The following is a 15193-nucleotide window of genomic DNA, read 5'->3' on the forward strand; positions in this document are numbered from 1 at the left end:
TCGGGTGCCTCATGCTGCTGCTGTTCCTGAAACAAGCTGAGCCGCCGACCTTGGACCCGCGCCGCATGATCCGGGCATGAACAAACCGCCGCGGCACTGACCGGGCGGGCGAATTTCAGGCAGTCGAGCGCCCTATAACCCCACTGATGCAGGTAAGCGGCCCCGCGAACGCAGCTTGAACTATGATTCTCCAGCGGATGTGTCGGCAGGCATGGCCCATAGCACAACGATTTCGTAGCCCGCCTCCCGCTCCTGCCGAACATATGTAGCGGGGTGCATGTTGATGACCAGCGTTTCTGGCTCTTGCAAATCGCATTCCCGAGGTGGCCCATCTTCCGGCACCTCTTGGCGATGCCCCAGCACTCGCTTTCTGATCGTCACCAGCCATTGTCCCATCACATCCCTCTCGATCCGAAGGCCGCGCACGCCTGCCCCGGTAGGGCGGGTTCGTCATAGCAACACAGCCGCTCCAGCGGGGTTGCGTGGTAGCGGAGGCCGCTTGGAATTTCCGAACAGCGCCGACGGTTTCAGGCGACATGCGCCGGCATCTTCGGGCCGTCTCGTCCTAGCGCCTGACAGTCCTGCGTCATGGTGGCGGCGATCTGCGCCTTGTGGAGGAGCTGCGGGCGGGCGATGGCCAACCGGGCCGCTAGGGCGAAAGGAGGATAGTTGGAAGCCGGGATGCGTCGCCAGCCATCACTGGTCGCGGAATGACCCGACGCTCATCCCGTAATCGCCGCTCCCTCAAAGAGTCGGAGTCCAGAGCTTCTGCGTCAAACCCGCGCAGTTCCTGGCCTGCTTCAAGCAGATCGGCTAACCCGAAGAACGGGTTCAGAAAGATAGTTGGCGGAGGGGATGGGATTCGAACCCACGATACGGCTTATCACCGTATAACGGTTTAGCAAACCGCCGCCTTCAGCCACTCGGCCACCCCTCCGCACATGAGCGGCTTGCGCCACGGCGTATGCGCGACAGCCCTTCTAAGAGCCGGCCGTCGGCTTGTCAATCAAATGGCGTCGACAAATGGCGGCGGCAATCGGCGGCGGAGGGTTTCGGGGCAGCCGACGGCGCCGGCGCTCAGCTGAAGCTCCAGCGCTTGTAGGCGTCCTTCATCGCCTCGAGCGCGGCCAGCGCCTTGCTGGCGTCGCGGCCGTTGCGGGCGGTCGAGTGATAGCTGTTGCGGGCCTCGATATAGGCAACCCAGAGCTCCGCCTGCTTCAGCGCACCGCCGGCGCGCTGCTGCGACGGCGACCCGGCGTTCAGCGCCTCTACCACGGCCAAAGCGTCATGCAGGCGGCGGGCGATGTCGCGCTCGCCGATCGCATAGGCATAGTTGAAGGCGGACAGGACCTTTTCGCTCAGCCGGCGGCGGGCCTCCGGAGACTCCACGTCCTCCATTTCGACAGCAGGCTTGAGGAGATCGGCGATCGCCATGTGGCTCATCCCTGCGTTGCGACCCGATCGGGCCCGGCTCCGCAGGATGGCGCCATCGCGCTTAAAGAGCCTTTAACGGGGTGCCGTCGACGTCACACCCGGCACCCTGCCGCTAAGGCATCGTTCATGAGATTTTAAATATTAGATCAAAAAGTTAGCGGCGTCAGTTAGACCTGAGGAGAAGGCTATGCCTCTGTCCAAACGTGTCATCGAGACCCTGATCGACCTGGTCGAGAACAAGCTGAGCTGCATCGAGGTGATCGACCGCGAGGATGCCCGTGAACTGGCCAGCCTCGAGCTCGCAAGGCGGCAATTGGAGGCTTTGCTGCCGCAGAATGCCAAGGCGGACGTGGTTCCGTTCCAGAACAGCTCGCCGCGATCGGCGATCGCCTGACGGCGCCAAAGGAATCGGGCGCGCCGCTGGGCCGGGACGGCGTTTTCCGTCATCCGACGGTTAATAAATTTCTATTTAAAATCAAGGCATTATAGTCGATTCCTAGGGGCGGCAACAATCACCCTAAAGGGCGTCGAGCGCCTGATCGAGATCGGCGATCAGATCGCGCGAGTCCTCGATCCCGACGGAAAGCCGGAGGAGATCGGGCGGCGCGGGGCTGTCGGCGCCCTCGATGCTGGCGCGATGCTCGATCAGGCTTTCGACGCCGCCGAGCGAGGTGGCCCGCGTCCAGACCCGCACACGGCCGGCGACGGCCAGCGCCGCCGCGGCGGCGCCTGATCCCTGACCTGCCACCCGGATCGACAACATGCCGCCGAACCCGCCGGTCATCTGACGCCGGGCGACCACGTGGCCCGGATCGCCGGGCAATCCGGGATAGAGCACGCCCTTGAGCTTGGGATGGCCTGAGAAATGCTCGGCAATCGCCTGGGCGCTGGCGGCGCTCTCGCGCACCCGCAGGAACAGCGTCCGCAGACCGCGCAGCAGCAGCCAGGCCTCGAAGCTTCCCGGCACCGCACCACCCTGGGCGCGCACCGCCTGGATCCGCTCCCAAAGGGCGTCGGCGCGGGCGGTCACCAGCGCACCGGCAAGCACGTCGCTGTGACCGTTCAGATATTTCGTCGCCGAATGCATCACGAGGTCGGCGCCATGCTCGATCGGCCGCGTCAAGACCGGCGTCGCCACCGTGCTGTCGACGGCGAGCCGGGCCCCTGCCCCATGCGCGATCGCGGCGGCACCCGCGATATCGGTGACGCACCAGGTCGGGTTGGCCGGCGTCTCGATCCAGACCAGCCGGGTCCGGCCCAGCCGCATGGCGGCGGCCAGCGCGCCGAGGTCGGTCATGTCGACGAGATCGACCGACAGCCCCCAATCGCGCGCGAAGCCGAGCAGCCAATCGCGCAGGCCCCAATACATCACCCGCGGCGCGACGACATGGTCGCCGGGCACCAGCGCCTGGAACACCGTCGTCGCTGCCGCCATGCCGGACCCGAACAGCAGCGCCGTAGCGCCGCCCTCGAGGGCCGTCAGCAGTGCTTCCGGCGGCTCGAAGGTAGGGTTGGAAGGGCGCGCATAGCTGCGCCCGTCGGGCAGGCCGTAATCGGCCCCCCGCGCGAAGGTGGTGGCCGGCTGCAGGGGCGGCGTCACGGCGCCGGTCGTCGGCTCGTGCCGCCCCAGCGCCTGTGCGGCCTTGGTCGCCGGTTGGAGGTGCAGCTTGTCGGTCATTCGAACACGCTAGCGCCGCTGATACTGCGCCGCACCGAACAGCATCTCGCGCTCCTTCTCGCCCATCGGCCCTGAACGGCTGCGGTCGGACAGGACCTGAAGGCCACGCTGCACCGCCGGTCGCGCCGCGATGGCATCGAACCAGCGCTTCAGGTTCGGATAGTCCTCGAGGTTCTGGCCCTGGTTCTTGTGCGACCGCAGCCAGGGAAAGCTCGCGATGTCGGCGATCGAATAGTCGCCGGCGAGATAATCGTGATCCTTCAGCCGGCGGTCGATCACGCCATAGAGCCGACCAGCCTCCTTGGTGTAGCGCTGGATCGCGTAATCGATCTTCTCGGGCGCGTACTGGCGGAAATGATGCGCCTGCCCCAGCATCGGCCCGACGCCGCCCATCTGGAACATCAGCCACTGGATCACGTCATAGCGCGCCCGCGTCTCCTCCGGCAGCAGCTTGCCGGTCTTCTCGGCGAGATACATCAGAATAGCGCCGGACTCGAACAGTGAATAGGGCCGCCCGCCGGGCCCGTCCGAATCGACGATCGCCGGCATCTTGTTGTTCGGGCTGATCTTCAGGAACTCCGGGTCGAACTGATCGCCGGCGGCGATATCGATGGCGTGGATGGTGTAGGGAAGCCCCACCTCCTCCAGCATGATATGGACTTTGTGGCCATTCGGCGTCGGCCAGGAATAGAGCTCAATCATCACGCGTCCCTCTGCAAATCATGGTTTCCTCCGGAGTTAGCCCGGATGGGAGCGCCGCGCAATGGGGGCAGTCGGCGATGCAAAGCTTCCCGGCAGCATCAAATCTGCCCAAAACCGGTCGACGATGCGAGCGGTCCATTGCCCGAATATTTGGCCAATATTCGATTGCCCGGCCCAGAGACCGACGATATGGTGTATTTATGGCAGGTTTGAGAAAAATACTATCCTGCTGTCGATGGCTTGTGGCCGGCGTTGCTCTCCTTCCCGGATGCAGCTCGGATCCGGACCCCATTGACCCACGTACGCCGGCCGCCGCCGCGGTGCCGGGGCCGGAGGAGTGGCGTGCGGTCGCGGCGAGCATCGCCTCGGAAATCGCCGATGTCCTGGAGGAGCGGGAGGCGGACTTGCCGGTTTCGCTGATGCCGGTTTACAGCGCCGTCCCGGTCGATCTGTATGACATCCTGTTGGCGGAGTTCGTGCTCGCTGGCGTCCCGGTCGCCGCGGAGGAGGATTCGCCCACTGCTCTCCATTGCCGCGTCTCGACCTCCGGCACGGCCGAACGGCCGCGCGGCGCCGTATCGGTTGGTCCCGACCCGACGGCGGAGACGGTCGTCCTCTGCCTGCTGGCGATAGAGGATCGCTATGTCGCGGCCGCCCGGCGAATCCTTCAGCCGCAAGAACGCGACCGATCGCCCTCCGGTCTCGTGCTGAGGGTCAGCGGATGACGCGGTCGGCTTTGATCCTGCTTGCGGCGGTCGCGCTGCTCGCCGCCTGTGCGCGCAAGGAACAGCCCGGAACCGAGTTCCTGACGGCCTCCTACGCCGCGGCCGACGCGCTCATCGAGGGAGCGGAGGACAGCATCGAGCCGGATAGCCCGATCGTCTACGCCACCTTCTCGCCTGTCGGCCGGCTCGAGGTGCCGACCGCGCTGGGGCAGATGCTGGCCGAGCAGACGGCGTCGCGGCTCGTGCAGCGCGGCTATCCCGTGGTCGAGGTCCGGCTCCGCGAGGGAATCGCGGTGAAGCCGGGCGGCCCCTTCGTCCTGTCCGACGACGCCCAGGAGGTCGCGGAGCGCGTGCTGGCGGAGGCAGCGCTCGTCGGCTCCTATGTCGCGGCGACCGACTATGTCCTCCTGAATGTGCGGCTCATCGACGTGGTCACCGGCATCGTCCTGGCGTCGCATGACACCACAATTCCGGTCGCATTCTCCGAATGGCCCTTCGCCGGCAACTACTGGGCCTACTGGTCCCCTCAGTAGCGGGGACCACAGGGAAACGCGCAGCAGGCTATTGCAGCTTCTCCCGCAGCCGCTCGTTCAGAAGCTTCGGGTTCGCCTTTCCGCCGGTCGCCTTCATCACTTGGCCGACGAAGAAGCCGAACAGCTTGTCCTTGCCGGCCTTGTACTCGGCGACCTTGTCGGCATTCCGGCTCAGCACCTCGTCGATCATCGAATCGATCGCCCCGCTGTCGGTCACCTGGCGCAGGCCCTTCGCCTCGACGATCTCGCCCGCCGGCTTGCCGGTCTCGACCATGTCGGCGAAGACGTCCTTGGCGATGCGCCCTGAAATCGTGTCGTCGGCGATGAGGTCGAGCAGCCCGCCCAGCTCCGCCGACGAGACGGGCGAGTCCTGGATCGTCCGCCCAGCCCTGTTGAGCGCGCCGAACAGTTCGCCGATCACCCAGTTCGCCGCCATCTTGGGATCGCGCGTCTTGCCGCCCTCGCCCTCGACCAGCGCCTCGTAATAGGCCGCCGTCTCCTGCTCCGCGACGAGCACGCCGGCATCATAGGCGGACAGGCCGTAATCGGCGATGAACCGCGCCTTCTTCGCGTCGGGCAGCTCCGGCATGGTCGCTCGGATGCGCTCGATATAGGCGTCGTCGAACTCGAGCGGCAGCAGGTCGGGGTCGGGGAAATAGCGGTAGTCGTGCGCATGCTCCTTCGAGCGCATCGAGCGGGTCACGCCGCGGCCCGAGTCGAAGAGGCGCGTCTCCTGAACCACCGTGCCGCCCTCCTCGAGCAGCTCGACCTGCCGGCGTGCCTCATACTCGATCGCCTGGCTGACGAAGCGGATCGAATTCACGTTCTTGATCTCACAGCGCGTGCCGTAGGGTTCGCCCGGCCGGCGCACCGAGACATTGACGTCGCAGCGCAGCGAGCCCTGCTCCATATTGCCGTCGCAGGTGCCGAGATAGCGCAGGATCGAGCGCAGCTTGCGCAGGTACGCCGCCGCCTCCTCGGCCGAGCGCATGTCCGGCTCGGAGACGATCTCCATCAGCGCAACGCCGCAGCGGTTGAGATCGACATAAGTCTTGGTCGGGTGCTGGTCGTGCAGGCTCTTGCCCGCGTCCTGCTCGAGATGGAGGCGCGTGATGCCGACCTCGCGGGTTCGCCCGTCCGGCAGATCGAGGATGATTGTGCCCTCGCCCACGATCGGCTGCAGATACTGCGAGATCTGATAGCCGGCCGGCAGGTCGGCGTAAAAGTAGTTCTTGCGGTCGAAGACGGAACGCTTGTTGATCTGCGCCTTCAGGCCGAGGCCGGTCTTCACCGCCTGCTCGACGCAAACGTCATTGATCACCGGCAGCATGCCCGGCATCGCCGCATCGACGAGGCTCACCTGCGTGTTCGGCTCGGCGCCGAACTCGGTCGCCGCGCCGGAGAACAGCTTGGCATTGGACACCACCTGGGCATGCACCTCGAGCCCCAGGACGATCTCCCACGGGCCGGTCCGGCCCTCAATTATGGATCCGTTCGTTTCCGTCATCGTTCGGTGTCCGTTTTCATAGTCTGTGCCCCCTCCTCCATGGGAGGGTGGATTTACGCGGCCCCATGCTTCGACAAGCTCAGCATGAGGCTCCTTTCATCAGGCCGACTGATGCCCCGGCCGCGCCGTGAAGTTCGCCGCCGTCTCCAAGACCTCGCCCACCTTGAGCACCGTCTCCTCGTCGAAGGCGCGGCCGATGAGCTGCAAGCCGAGCGGCAGCCCGTCCTCCGAAAGCCCGGCCGGCACCGAGATGCCCGGCAGCCCGGCGAGGTTGACCGGCACAGTGAATACATCGTTGAGATACATGGCGACGGGGTCGTCCATTTTCTCCCCCGCGGCAAAGGCCGTGTTCGGCGTGCTCGGCGTCAGGATCACGTCGACGTCTTCGAACGCCTGCGTGAAGTCACGGGCGATCAGACTGCGCAGCCGCTGGGCCTTCAGGTAATAGGCGTCGTAATAGCCGGCCGACAGCACATAGGTGCCGATCAGCACGCGGCGCTTCACCTCCGTGCCAAAGCCTGCGGCGCGCGTTGCCTCATACATCGCATCCAGGCTGTCGCCCGGCTCGCGCAGGCCGAACCGCACGCCGTCATAGCGCGCGAGATTCGAGGACGCCTCGGCCGGGGCGATGATGTAGTAGGTCGGCAGCGCATATTTCGTGTGCGGCAGCGAGATCTCGACCGGCTCCGCGCCGGCCGCCTTCAGCCACTCGATGCCCTGGGCCCAGAGCCGCTCGATCTCGGCCGGCATGCCGTCGACCCGGTACTCCGTCGGGATGCCGACCTTGAGGCCCCGGATATCGCCGGTCAGCGCCGCCTTGTAGTCCGGCACCGGCCGGTTGACGGAGGTTGAATCCTTCGGATCATGGCCGGCCATCGCGCCCAGCATGATCGCCGCGTCCCGCACCGTCCGGGTCATCGGCCCGGCCTGGTCGAGCGACGAGGCGAACGCGACGATGCCCCAGCGCGAGCAGCGGCCGTAGGTCGGCTTGAGGCCGACGATGCCGCAGAAGGCGGCCGGCTGGCGGATCGAGCCGCCGGTGTCCGTGCCGGTCGCGCCGAGCGCGACCCGTGCCGCCACCGCCGTGGCCGAACCGCCCGAAGAGCCGCCCGGCACCAGCGGCCGGTTGTTCCCTTTGCGTCGCCACGGATTCTCGACCTTGCCGTAGTAGCTCGTCATGTTGGACGAGCCCATCGCGAACTCGTCCATATTAACCTTGCCGAGCATCACCGCGCCGGCCCGCCAGAGGTTCGTCGTCACGGTGGATTCGTAGGGCGGCGTAAATCCGTCGAGGATGTGCGAGCCGGCCGTGGTCAGCACGCCCTCGGTGCAGAACAGATCCTTGATCGCGATCGGCAGGCCCTCCATCGGGCTCGCCTCCCCGTTCCGCCGCCGGGTGTCCGAAGCCTCGGCCATCGCCAGCGCCCGGTCCGGCGTCTCGGTGATGAAGGCGTTGAGCGGACGCGCGGCCTCGACCGCCGCGATATGCGCCTCCGTCAGCTCGCGCGCGGAAAATTCGCCCTTCGACAACGCATCGAGGGCCGCGGCCATGGTAAGATCGGTGAGTGCCGCCATTATTCGACGACCTTTGGCACGGTGAAGAAGCCGTGCGCCGGCTCCGGCGCGTTGGCGAGCACCTTGTCACGGATGTTCCCATCGGTGACGACGTCGGCGCGGCGCGGCAGATCCATCTGCACGACGCCGGTCATCGGCTCGACGCCGGTCGTATCGACCTCGCCCAGCTGCTCGATCCAGCCGAGGATCTGGCTCAACTCGCCGGCGAGATGTTCGAGGTCGCTATCCGGAATCTTGATCCGAGCAAGGGTCGCGATGTGGGCGACGGTGGCTTTGTCGAGCGACATGGTTCGCAATTTCCAACAAACGGGGGATGAGTTCGGGGCGCGACGCCGGGCGCCCGCCGAAAACCGGCGGACCCTAGCACCCGGCCTCCCGGTGCGCAACCAGCTCCGCCAGCTCTACAGCGACCGCTTCAGCAGCCGGCCGAGCTCGCCGATGATGCCGCGGCGGAAGGTCAGCACGCAGATCACGAAGATGGTGCCCTGAACCACCGTCACCCAGGAGCCGATTTGAGCGAGATAGTTCTGCAGGGACACCAGCACCAGCGCGCCCACTGCCGGCCCGAACACCGTGCCGAGCCCGCCCAGCAGCGTCATCAGGATCACCTCGCCCGACATGGTCCAATGGACGTCGGTGAGTGAGGCGAGCTGAAAGACGATCGTTTTGGTGCCGCCGGCGAGGCCCGCAAGCGCTGCCGAGAGGACGAAGGCCAGAAGCTTGTAATGGTCAACCTTATAGCCGAGCGAGACGGCGCGCGGCTCGTTCTCGCGGATCGCCCGCAGTACATGGCCGAAGGGCGAATGGATGATCCGGTAGATCAGCAGGAAGCCACCGAGGAAGATCGCCAGCACGACGAAATAGAGCGTCTCGATGTCGCCCAGGTCGAGGAAGCCGAACATCACCCCGCGCGGCACCGCCTGGATGCCGTCCTCGCCGCCGGTGAAGGGCGCTTGCAGGCTGACGAAGAAGATCATCTGCGCCAGCGCCAGCGTGATCATCGCGAAATAGATGCCCTGCCGCCGGATCGCGAGAAGGCCGAAGCCCAGCCCGAGCAACGCGGCGGCTGCCGTCCCGGCAAGAATGGCAAGCTCTGGGGGGAACCCCCAGACCTTCGCCGTATGCCCGGTGATATAGGCGGCCCCGCCGAAGAAGGCGGCATGGCCGAAGGAGACCAGGCCGACATAGCCGATCAGCAGGTTGAAGGCGCTGGCGAAGAGAGCGAAGCACAGCACCTTCATCAGGAAGATCGGATAGACGAACAGCGGCGCGACCAGCAGGAGCGCGACCATGACTGCGAAGGCGGCATAATGATGGCGCGGTATTGCACCCGCCGCGCCGGCCATGCGCCCCTTCGGTTCCGCGATGTCCCGCGCGGCGGCCATCTCAGGCGGTCCTCCCGAACAGGCCGGCGGGCTTGAGCAGCAGGACGATCGCCATGATCACGAAGATTACGATGTTCGACGCTTCTGGATAGAACACCTTTGTCAGCCCTTCGACGATCCCGAGGGTGAAGCCGGTGATGATCGAGCCGAGAATCGAACCCATGCCGCCGATCACCACCACGGCGAAGACGACGATGATCAAGTCCGCCCCCATCAGCGGGCTCACCTGATAGATTGGCGCCGCCAGGACGCCGGCGAAGGCGGCGAGCCCGACGCCGAAGCCATAGGTCAGCATGATCATCCGCGGCACGTTGATGCCAAAGGCCTGGACCAGCGTCGGATTCTCCGTCGCTGCGCGCAGATAGGAGCCGAGCTTGGTGCGCTCGATCACATACCAGGTGGCCAGACACATTCCCAAGGAAGCAACGACCACCCAGGCGCGGTAGTTCGGGAAGAACATGAATCCGAGATTCTGTCCGCCCTGAAGCACCGATGGGATTGCATAGGGCTGACCGGAAGAGCCGAACTTGTTCTGGAACAGCCCCTGGATGACGAGGGCAAGCCCGAAGGTCAGCAGCAGGCCATAGAGATGATCAAGCTTGTAGAGGTGCCGCAGCATGGTGCGCTCGATCACCACGCCGAAGGCGCCGACCAGGATCGGTGCCAGCAGCAGCGCCCCCCAATAGCCGATCCCGAGATATTGCAGCAGGAACCAGGCAGTGAACGCGCCCACCATATAGAGCGCGCCATGCGCGAAATTGATGATGTTGAGGAGGCCGAAGATCACGGCCAAGCCAAGACTGAGCATGGCGTAGAAGGCGCCGTTGATCAGCCCCAGCATGATCTGGCCGAACAGCGCCTGGGGCGGAATCCCCAGAAGCTCGAACATCCTCGACCTCCACCGTCCTCAGATACCTGTCAGATGCCGTTCAGCCTTGCACCAGCGGGCATTCGCCCTCCTCGATCGGACGGAACGCCTCAGCAGCCGGAATCGTGGCGCGCAGGTTGTAGTAATCGTAGGGCGACTTCGATTCCTCCGGCGCCTTCACCTGGAACAGGTACATGTCGTGGATCTTGCGGCCGTCCTGGCGGATCTCACCCTGGCCGAACAGCGGGTCATCGGTCGGGATTTCCTTCATCTTCGTGACGACCGTGGTACCGTCGTCGCTCTGCGTCGCCTCAGCCGCCTTCAGATAGTGCAGCACCGAAGCATAGACGCCGGCATGAACCATCGTCGGATATTTGCCGCCGTTCAGCTCGGCGAAGCGCTCGCTCCATTCCCGTGTCTTGTCGTTCAGGTCCCAATAGAACGACTCGGTGAGGACCAACCCCTGCGCGGTCTGCAGGCCCAGCGCGTGCACATCGGTCAGGAAGACAAGCAGACCCGCAAGGCTCTGGCCGGCCTGCACGATACCGAACTCGGCGGCCTGCTTGATCGCGTTGGTCGTATCGCCGCCAGCGTTGGCGAGGCCGATGACCTTTGCGCCCGAAGCCTGCGCCTGCAGCAGGAAGGAAGAAAAGTCGGCGGTACTCAAGGGATGGCGTACCGAACCCAGCACCTGCCCGCCACTCTCTTCGACGACTGCCGTCGTGTCACGTTCGAGCGCATGGCCGAAGGCGTAATCGGCGGTGAGGAAGAACCAGGTGTCGCCACCGGTCTGGACGACCGCCTTGCCGGTGCCGTTGGCGAGCGCCCAGGTGTCGTAGGTCCAGTGGACGGTGTTCGGCGAGCAGGCTTTCCCCGTAAGATCCGATGATCCGGCGCCGGAGTTCAGGAAGGCCTTGTTCTTCTGCCGAACAATCTCATTCACCGCCAGCGCGACGCTGGAAGTCGGCACGTCTGCGATGACGTCGACGCCATCGACGTCGATCCATTGCCGGGTGATGTTGGAACCGACATCCGGCTTGTTCTGATGGTCGGCCGACAGGATCTCGACGTTGATGCCCTTGTCGGCGGCCCCGAAATCCTCGACCGCCATCCGCGCGGCAATCACCGAACCCTCGCCTGCCAAGTCGGCATAGAGGCCCGACCGATCGTTGAGCACGCCGATCTTGATGACATCGCCCGAGATCTCGGCCTGCGCCGCGCCGGCCGTGAAGGCCAGTGCCAGGGCCGCCGACAGCATCAGTTTCCGTTTCAAAGCCATGGACTCCGCTCCTCCCGTTTTGAAAGTTTATACGCCCAGATAGGCCTGCAGCTCCGCCTGCCGTGCTGACAGATCCGCATCCGCCATCATATCGACGACCCGGCCATGTTCCATGATGTAGTGCCGGTCGGCGATGGTGGCGGCGAAATGAAAATTTTGCTCAACCAGCAGGATCGTGAAACCCTGCTCCTTCAACCTGCGAATCGTCCGGCCGATCTGCTGCACGATCACCGGGGCGAGCCCCTCCGTCGGCTCGTCGAGCAGCAGCAGCCGCGCTCCGGTGCGCAGGATGCGGGCAATGGCCAGCATCTGCTGCTCCCCGCCTGACAGTTTGGTACCCTGGCTGTAGAGCCGCTCCCGAAGGTTCGGAAACAGCTCGTAGATCGTCTCCAGCGACAACCCGCCAGGCCGGACTTCCGGCGGCAGCAGTAGGTTCTCCTCGACACTGAGGCTCGCGAAGATGCCGCGCTCCTCCGGGACGAAGCCCAACCCCAGCCGGGCGATTCGGTTCGACGGCAGACCGATCAACTCCGTGCCGTCGAAGCGGATGGAACCCTTGCGCGCGTCGATGATGCCCATGATCGACTTCAGCGTCGTGGTCTTCCCGGCTCCGTTCCGCCCGAGCAGCGTCACCACCTCGCCGCTGCCGATCTCGAAATCGACCCCGTGCAGGACGTGCGACTCGCCATACCAGGCATGCAGCCCGCGAACCGCGAGCAAGGCATCTGCCTCGACCTCCGGCGTCAGGCGTGCCGCGGCGTCAGTCATTGCCCGATCCCATATAGGCTTGAACCACATCGGGATTCCGCGAGACGCTCGCGTAGTCGCCCTCGGCAAGGATCTCGCCGCGCGCCAGGACCGTGATGGTGTCGGACAGGTCTGCCACGACGCTGAGATTATGCTCGACCATCAGGATCGTGCGATTGGCCGAGACAGCTCGAATCAGCGCGACGATCCGGCTGATGTCCTCGTGGCCCATGCCGGCAGTCGGCTCGTCGAGCAGCATCACCTCGGGTTCGAGTGCGAGCGTCGTCGCGATCTCGAGCGCCCGCTTCCGGCCATAGGGCAGTTCCACGGCCGGCGTCGCGGCGAAGTCGGCGAGGCCGACCGCGTCGAGCAGGTCCACCGCCCGTGCGTTCAGGTCCCGGAGCACGCCGTCGGAGCGCCAGAAATCGAACGAGCCGCCGCGTGCCCGCTGCAGCGCGATCCGGACATTCTCCAGGGCGGAGAGATGGTCGAACACCGCCGAGATCTGGAACGAGCGGACCAGGCCGAGGCGTGCGATATCGGCGGGCCTGGCATGGGTGATGTCGCGGCCCTTGTAGAGGATGCGTCCGCGAGTCGGTACGAGGAACTTGGTCAACAGATTGAAGCAGGTCGTCTTGCCGGCGCCGTTCGGGCCGATCAGGGCATGGATCGAGCCCCGCCGGGTCTTGAGGTTGACCCCCTTGACCGCGACGAATCCGCGAAACTCCTTCGTGAGGCCTTCCGTCTCGAGGATGACGTCGGCCGCCGTCTCGGCATGTCCCAACGGCGAGGATCCCTGTGTGTTTTTGTCTTCGGCTTTTAATTCGGCCGGTTCACCCGGCTCGCCGCCGTTTTGCCCGCGCAGTCGATTCCCGACCACCAAGCAACGGGATTGAACTTGCGTTGGCGCGCAATGTCAATGCGCGCAATCACAGGTTGGGTTAGGTTTGCCGCCCTCGCCCCCAATAGGCCACCGCCATGCCCGTGATCACGCTCTCCGACCTGAAATCCGCCCTGCCCCGCGGCGGACGCCTGCTCGGCCTCGATGTCGGCGCCAAGACGATCGGCCTCGCGATCTCCGATCCGGGCCTGACGGTCGCCTCGCCGGTCGAGACAATCCGGCGGGGCAAGTTCACGGCCGACGCGGAGCGGTTGCGGGCGCAGATCGCCGAGCGCGGCGTCGGCGGGCTGATCATCGGCCTGCCGGTCAATATGGACGGGAGCGAGGGGCCGCGCTGCCAGTCGGTGCGCCAGTTCGCCCGCAATCTGCTGGAGCGGGTCGACTTGCCTCTTGCCTTCTGGGACGAGCGGCTATCGACCGCGGCGGTGACGCGGACCATGCTGGAAGCCGACCTGTCGCGGAAGCGCCGGGCTGAGATCGTCGACAAGATGGCCGCCGCTTACATCCTCCAGGGCGCACTTGATGCACTCGGGCGTACACCCCCTGCCGAAGGCTAAGGGCCACCACACTTGACCGCCTCGCCGCCGTCGTAAGAGAGTGCGCCGGCTCGCATTACGACCAACAGGATTCCCATGACCGCTCCGCTCGAAGGCCTGCGCGTGTTCGACCTGACGCGCATCCTGGCCGGCCCGACCTGCACGCAACTGCTCGGCGATCTCGGCGCCGACGTGATCAAGGTCGAGCGGCCGAGCGCCGGCGACGACACGCGCAAATGGGGGCCGCCCTACGTCAAGGATGCGGACGGTCACGATACCCGGGAAAGCGCCTATTACCTCAGCTCCAACCGCAACAAGCGGTCGATCACCCTCGACATCGCCAAGCCGGAGGGTCAGGCGCTGGCGCGTCGGCTGATCGCCGGCTGCGACATCATGATCGAGAATTTCAAGGTCGGCGATATGGCGAAATACGGCCTGTCCTATGATGACCTGAAGGGTGAGTTTCCGGGCCTGATCTATTGCTCGATCACCGGCTTCGGCCAGACCGGCCCCTATGCACCGCGCGCCGGCTATGACCTGCTGGCCCAGGGCGTCGGCGGCATAATGAGCGTGACCGGCGAGCCGGACCGCCCGCCGATGAAGGTCGGCGTCGGCATCGCCGATGTGATGTGCGGGATGTATGCGACGGTGGCGATCCTGGCCGCGCTCCGCCATCGCGAGCGGACCGGCGAGGGCCAGTATATCGACCTCGGCCTGCTCGACACCCAAGTCTCCTGGCTGGTCAATGTCGGCCTCAACTACCTGACCTCGGGCGAGGTGCCGACCCGCGTCGGCAACGAACATCCCAACATCGTGCCCTACAATGTAATGCCCTGCGCGGACGGCTATTTCATCCTCGCGGTGGGGAACGACTCGCAATTCGCGAAGTTCTGCGCCTTCGCCGGCCGACCGGAGCTGGCCGAGGATCCGCGCTTCGCCACCAACGAGCAGCGCGTGCGCAACCGCGAGGCGCTCTATGACCTGCTGCCGGCGATCACGCGGGAGAAGTCGCAGGCCGAGTGGGTCGAAGGCCTGGCCCAGTGCGGCGTGCCCTGCAGCCCGGTCAACAATGTCGATCAGGTCTTCGCCGATCCGCAGGTCCAGGCGCGCGGCATGCGGATCAGCATGCCGCATCCGCTCGCCGGCAAGGGGGAGGTCGACCTGATCGGCAACCCGATCAAATATTCCGGAACGCCGGTCAGCTATCGCCGCCCGCCGCCCGTCCTCGGGCAACATTCGGACGAGGTCTTGCGGGACCTTCTCGGCCTGCCGGACTCGGAGATCGCCGTCCTTCGCGAGCGGGGAGTCATCTGACGGTCGCGT

The 15193-nt window shown here is 65.5% G+C and carries 16 protein-coding genes and 1 tRNA gene; 5 read left to right on the plus strand and 12 right to left on the minus strand.

Going from position 1 to position 15193, the window contains the following annotated elements:
- Nucleotides 1-844: 844 nt before the first annotated feature.
- Nucleotides 845-937 (minus strand) — tRNA-Ser (locus DT069_RS06700).
- A 140-nt stretch (nucleotides 938-1077) separates the two neighbouring features.
- Complete coding sequence (locus DT069_RS06705) at nucleotides 1078-1434, minus strand: hypothetical protein (RefSeq protein WP_119459512.1); 357 nt, start codon at nucleotides 1432-1434, stop codon at nucleotides 1078-1080.
- Between the two features lie 187 nt (nucleotides 1435-1621).
- Here DT069_RS06705 and DT069_RS06710 point away from each other — a divergent pair, with 187 nt between their 5' ends.
- Nucleotides 1622-1828 (plus strand): hypothetical protein, encoded by a 207-nt coding sequence (locus DT069_RS06710; protein WP_119459513.1) that lies wholly within the window; start codon nucleotides 1622-1624, stop codon nucleotides 1826-1828.
- A 123-nt stretch (nucleotides 1829-1951) separates the two neighbouring features.
- On the opposite strand, the gene DT069_RS06715 is transcribed toward DT069_RS06710, so the two are convergent.
- A complete protein-coding gene (locus tag DT069_RS06715) occupies nucleotides 1952-3112 on the minus strand; it encodes a trans-sulfuration enzyme family protein (protein ID WP_119459514.1) in 1161 nt (386 codons plus the stop codon).
- A gap of 9 nt (nucleotides 3113-3121) precedes the next feature.
- Complete coding sequence (locus DT069_RS06720; RefSeq protein ID WP_119459515.1) at nucleotides 3122-3814, minus strand: glutathione S-transferase family protein; 693 nt, start codon at nucleotides 3812-3814, stop codon at nucleotides 3122-3124.
- 242 nt (nucleotides 3815-4056) lie between these two features.
- Between DT069_RS06720 and DT069_RS06725 the strand changes: the two genes are divergently transcribed.
- Both DT069_RS06725 and DT069_RS06730 read left to right on the plus strand, forming a co-directional pair.
- The gene (locus tag DT069_RS06725; protein WP_119459516.1) at nucleotides 4057-4539 is read left to right on the plus strand and encodes a hypothetical protein; all 483 of its coding nucleotides are present in this window, start codon (nucleotides 4057-4059) and stop codon (nucleotides 4537-4539) included.
- Nucleotides 4536-5072: a FlgO family outer membrane protein gene (locus DT069_RS06730; RefSeq protein WP_119459517.1), complete on the plus strand. Its 537-nt coding sequence runs from the start codon at nucleotides 4536-4538 to the stop codon at nucleotides 5070-5072. The genes DT069_RS06725 and DT069_RS06730 overlap by 4 nt, the downstream gene beginning before the upstream one ends.
- Nucleotides 5073-5100: 28 nt before the next feature.
- Here DT069_RS06730 and gatB read toward each other — a convergent pair whose 3' ends face one another.
- From gatB to DT069_RS06770, 8 genes are all read right to left on the minus strand, one after another.
- Nucleotides 5101-6579 (minus strand): Asp-tRNA(Asn)/Glu-tRNA(Gln) amidotransferase subunit GatB, encoded by a 1479-nt coding sequence (gene gatB / locus DT069_RS06735; RefSeq protein WP_119459518.1) that lies wholly within the window; start codon nucleotides 6577-6579, stop codon nucleotides 5101-5103.
- A gap of 99 nt (nucleotides 6580-6678) precedes the next feature.
- The gene (gene gatA, locus DT069_RS06740) at nucleotides 6679-8154 is read right to left on the minus strand and encodes an Asp-tRNA(Asn)/Glu-tRNA(Gln) amidotransferase subunit GatA (protein WP_119459519.1); all 1476 of its coding nucleotides are present in this window, start codon (nucleotides 8152-8154) and stop codon (nucleotides 6679-6681) included.
- Nucleotides 8154-8441, minus strand: a complete 288-nt coding sequence (gene gatC, locus DT069_RS06745) for an Asp-tRNA(Asn)/Glu-tRNA(Gln) amidotransferase subunit GatC (protein WP_119459520.1) — start codon at nucleotides 8439-8441, stop codon at nucleotides 8154-8156. The genes gatA and gatC overlap by 1 nt, the downstream gene beginning before the upstream one ends.
- 114 nt (nucleotides 8442-8555) lie before the next feature.
- Nucleotides 8556-9446: a branched-chain amino acid ABC transporter permease gene (locus DT069_RS06750; RefSeq protein ID WP_425450085.1), complete on the minus strand. Its 891-nt coding sequence runs from the start codon at nucleotides 9444-9446 to the stop codon at nucleotides 8556-8558.
- Between the two features lie 94 nt (nucleotides 9447-9540).
- Nucleotides 9541-10428 (minus strand): branched-chain amino acid ABC transporter permease, encoded by an 888-nt coding sequence (locus tag DT069_RS06755; protein ID WP_119459522.1) that lies wholly within the window; start codon nucleotides 10426-10428, stop codon nucleotides 9541-9543.
- Nucleotides 10429-10468: 40 nt separating this feature from the next.
- Nucleotides 10469-11686, minus strand: coding sequence for an ABC transporter substrate-binding protein (locus DT069_RS06760; RefSeq protein ID WP_425450064.1), 1218 nt, complete (start codon nucleotides 11684-11686; stop codon nucleotides 10469-10471).
- A gap of 27 nt (nucleotides 11687-11713) precedes the next feature.
- Nucleotides 11714-12454 carry an ABC transporter ATP-binding protein gene (locus tag DT069_RS06765; protein WP_119459523.1) on the minus strand — a complete coding sequence of 247 codons (741 nt, stop codon included), beginning with the start codon at nucleotides 12452-12454 and terminating at the stop codon, nucleotides 11714-11716.
- Nucleotides 12447-13217: an ABC transporter ATP-binding protein gene (locus tag DT069_RS06770; protein WP_119459524.1), complete on the minus strand. Its 771-nt coding sequence runs from the start codon at nucleotides 13215-13217 to the stop codon at nucleotides 12447-12449. Before DT069_RS06770 ends, DT069_RS06765 begins: the two co-directional genes overlap by 8 nt.
- A 194-nt stretch (nucleotides 13218-13411) precedes the next feature.
- On the opposite strand from DT069_RS06770, the gene ruvX reads away from it, so the two are divergent.
- The gene (gene ruvX, locus DT069_RS06775) at nucleotides 13412-13891 is read left to right on the plus strand and encodes a Holliday junction resolvase RuvX (protein ID WP_119459525.1); all 480 of its coding nucleotides are present in this window, start codon (nucleotides 13412-13414) and stop codon (nucleotides 13889-13891) included.
- 75 nt (nucleotides 13892-13966) lie between these two features.
- Nucleotides 13967-15184: a CaiB/BaiF CoA transferase family protein gene (locus DT069_RS06780; RefSeq protein ID WP_119459526.1), complete on the plus strand. Its 1218-nt coding sequence runs from the start codon at nucleotides 13967-13969 to the stop codon at nucleotides 15182-15184.
- Nucleotides 15185-15193: the final 9 nt, after the last annotated feature.

The organism is Virgifigura deserti, from assembly GCA_003576685.1.
Lineage (GTDB): Bacteria > Pseudomonadota > Alphaproteobacteria > Dongiales > Dongiaceae > Virgifigura > Virgifigura deserti.

Excerpts from the sequence above, each read along its gene's own strand:
- DT069_RS06705 (WP_119459512.1), bottom strand. The coding sequence starts at position 1,434 with ATGGCGATCGCCGATCTCCTCAAGCCTGCTGTCGAAATGGAGGACGTG.
- DT069_RS06710 (WP_119459513.1), top strand. The coding sequence starts at position 1,622 with ATGCCTCTGTCCAAACGTGTCATCGAGACCCTGATCGACCTGGTCGAG.
- DT069_RS06715 (WP_119459514.1), bottom strand. The coding sequence starts at position 3,112 with ATGACCGACAAGCTGCACCTCCAACCGGCGACCAAGGCCGCACAGGCG.
- DT069_RS06720 (WP_119459515.1), bottom strand. The coding sequence starts at position 3,814 with ATGATTGAGCTCTATTCCTGGCCGACGCCGAATGGCCACAAAGTCCAT.
- DT069_RS06730 (WP_119459517.1), top strand. The coding sequence starts at position 4,536 with ATGACGCGGTCGGCTTTGATCCTGCTTGCGGCGGTCGCGCTGCTCGCC.
- gatB (WP_119459518.1), bottom strand. The coding sequence starts at position 6,579 with ATGACGGAAACGAACGGATCCATAATTGAGGGCCGGACCGGCCCGTGG.
- gatA (WP_119459519.1), bottom strand. The coding sequence starts at position 8,154 with ATGGCGGCACTCACCGATCTTACCATGGCCGCGGCCCTCGATGCGTTG.
- gatC (WP_119459520.1), bottom strand. The coding sequence starts at position 8,441 with ATGTCGCTCGACAAAGCCACCGTCGCCCACATCGCGACCCTTGCTCGG.
- DT069_RS06750 (WP_425450085.1), bottom strand. The coding sequence starts at position 9,446 with ATGGTCGCGCTCCTGCTGGTCGCGCCGCTGTTCGTCTATCCGATCTTC.
- DT069_RS06755 (WP_119459522.1), bottom strand. The coding sequence starts at position 10,428 with ATGTTCGAGCTTCTGGGGATTCCGCCCCAGGCGCTGTTCGGCCAGATC.
- DT069_RS06760 (WP_425450064.1), bottom strand. The coding sequence starts at position 11,686 with ATGGCTTTGAAACGGAAACTGATGCTGTCGGCGGCCCTGGCACTGGCC.
- DT069_RS06765 (WP_119459523.1), bottom strand. The coding sequence starts at position 12,454 with ATGACTGACGCCGCGGCACGCCTGACGCCGGAGGTCGAGGCAGATGCC.
- ruvX (WP_119459525.1), top strand. The coding sequence starts at position 13,412 with ATGCCCGTGATCACGCTCTCCGACCTGAAATCCGCCCTGCCCCGCGGC.
- DT069_RS06780 (WP_119459526.1), top strand. The coding sequence starts at position 13,967 with ATGACCGCTCCGCTCGAAGGCCTGCGCGTGTTCGACCTGACGCGCATC.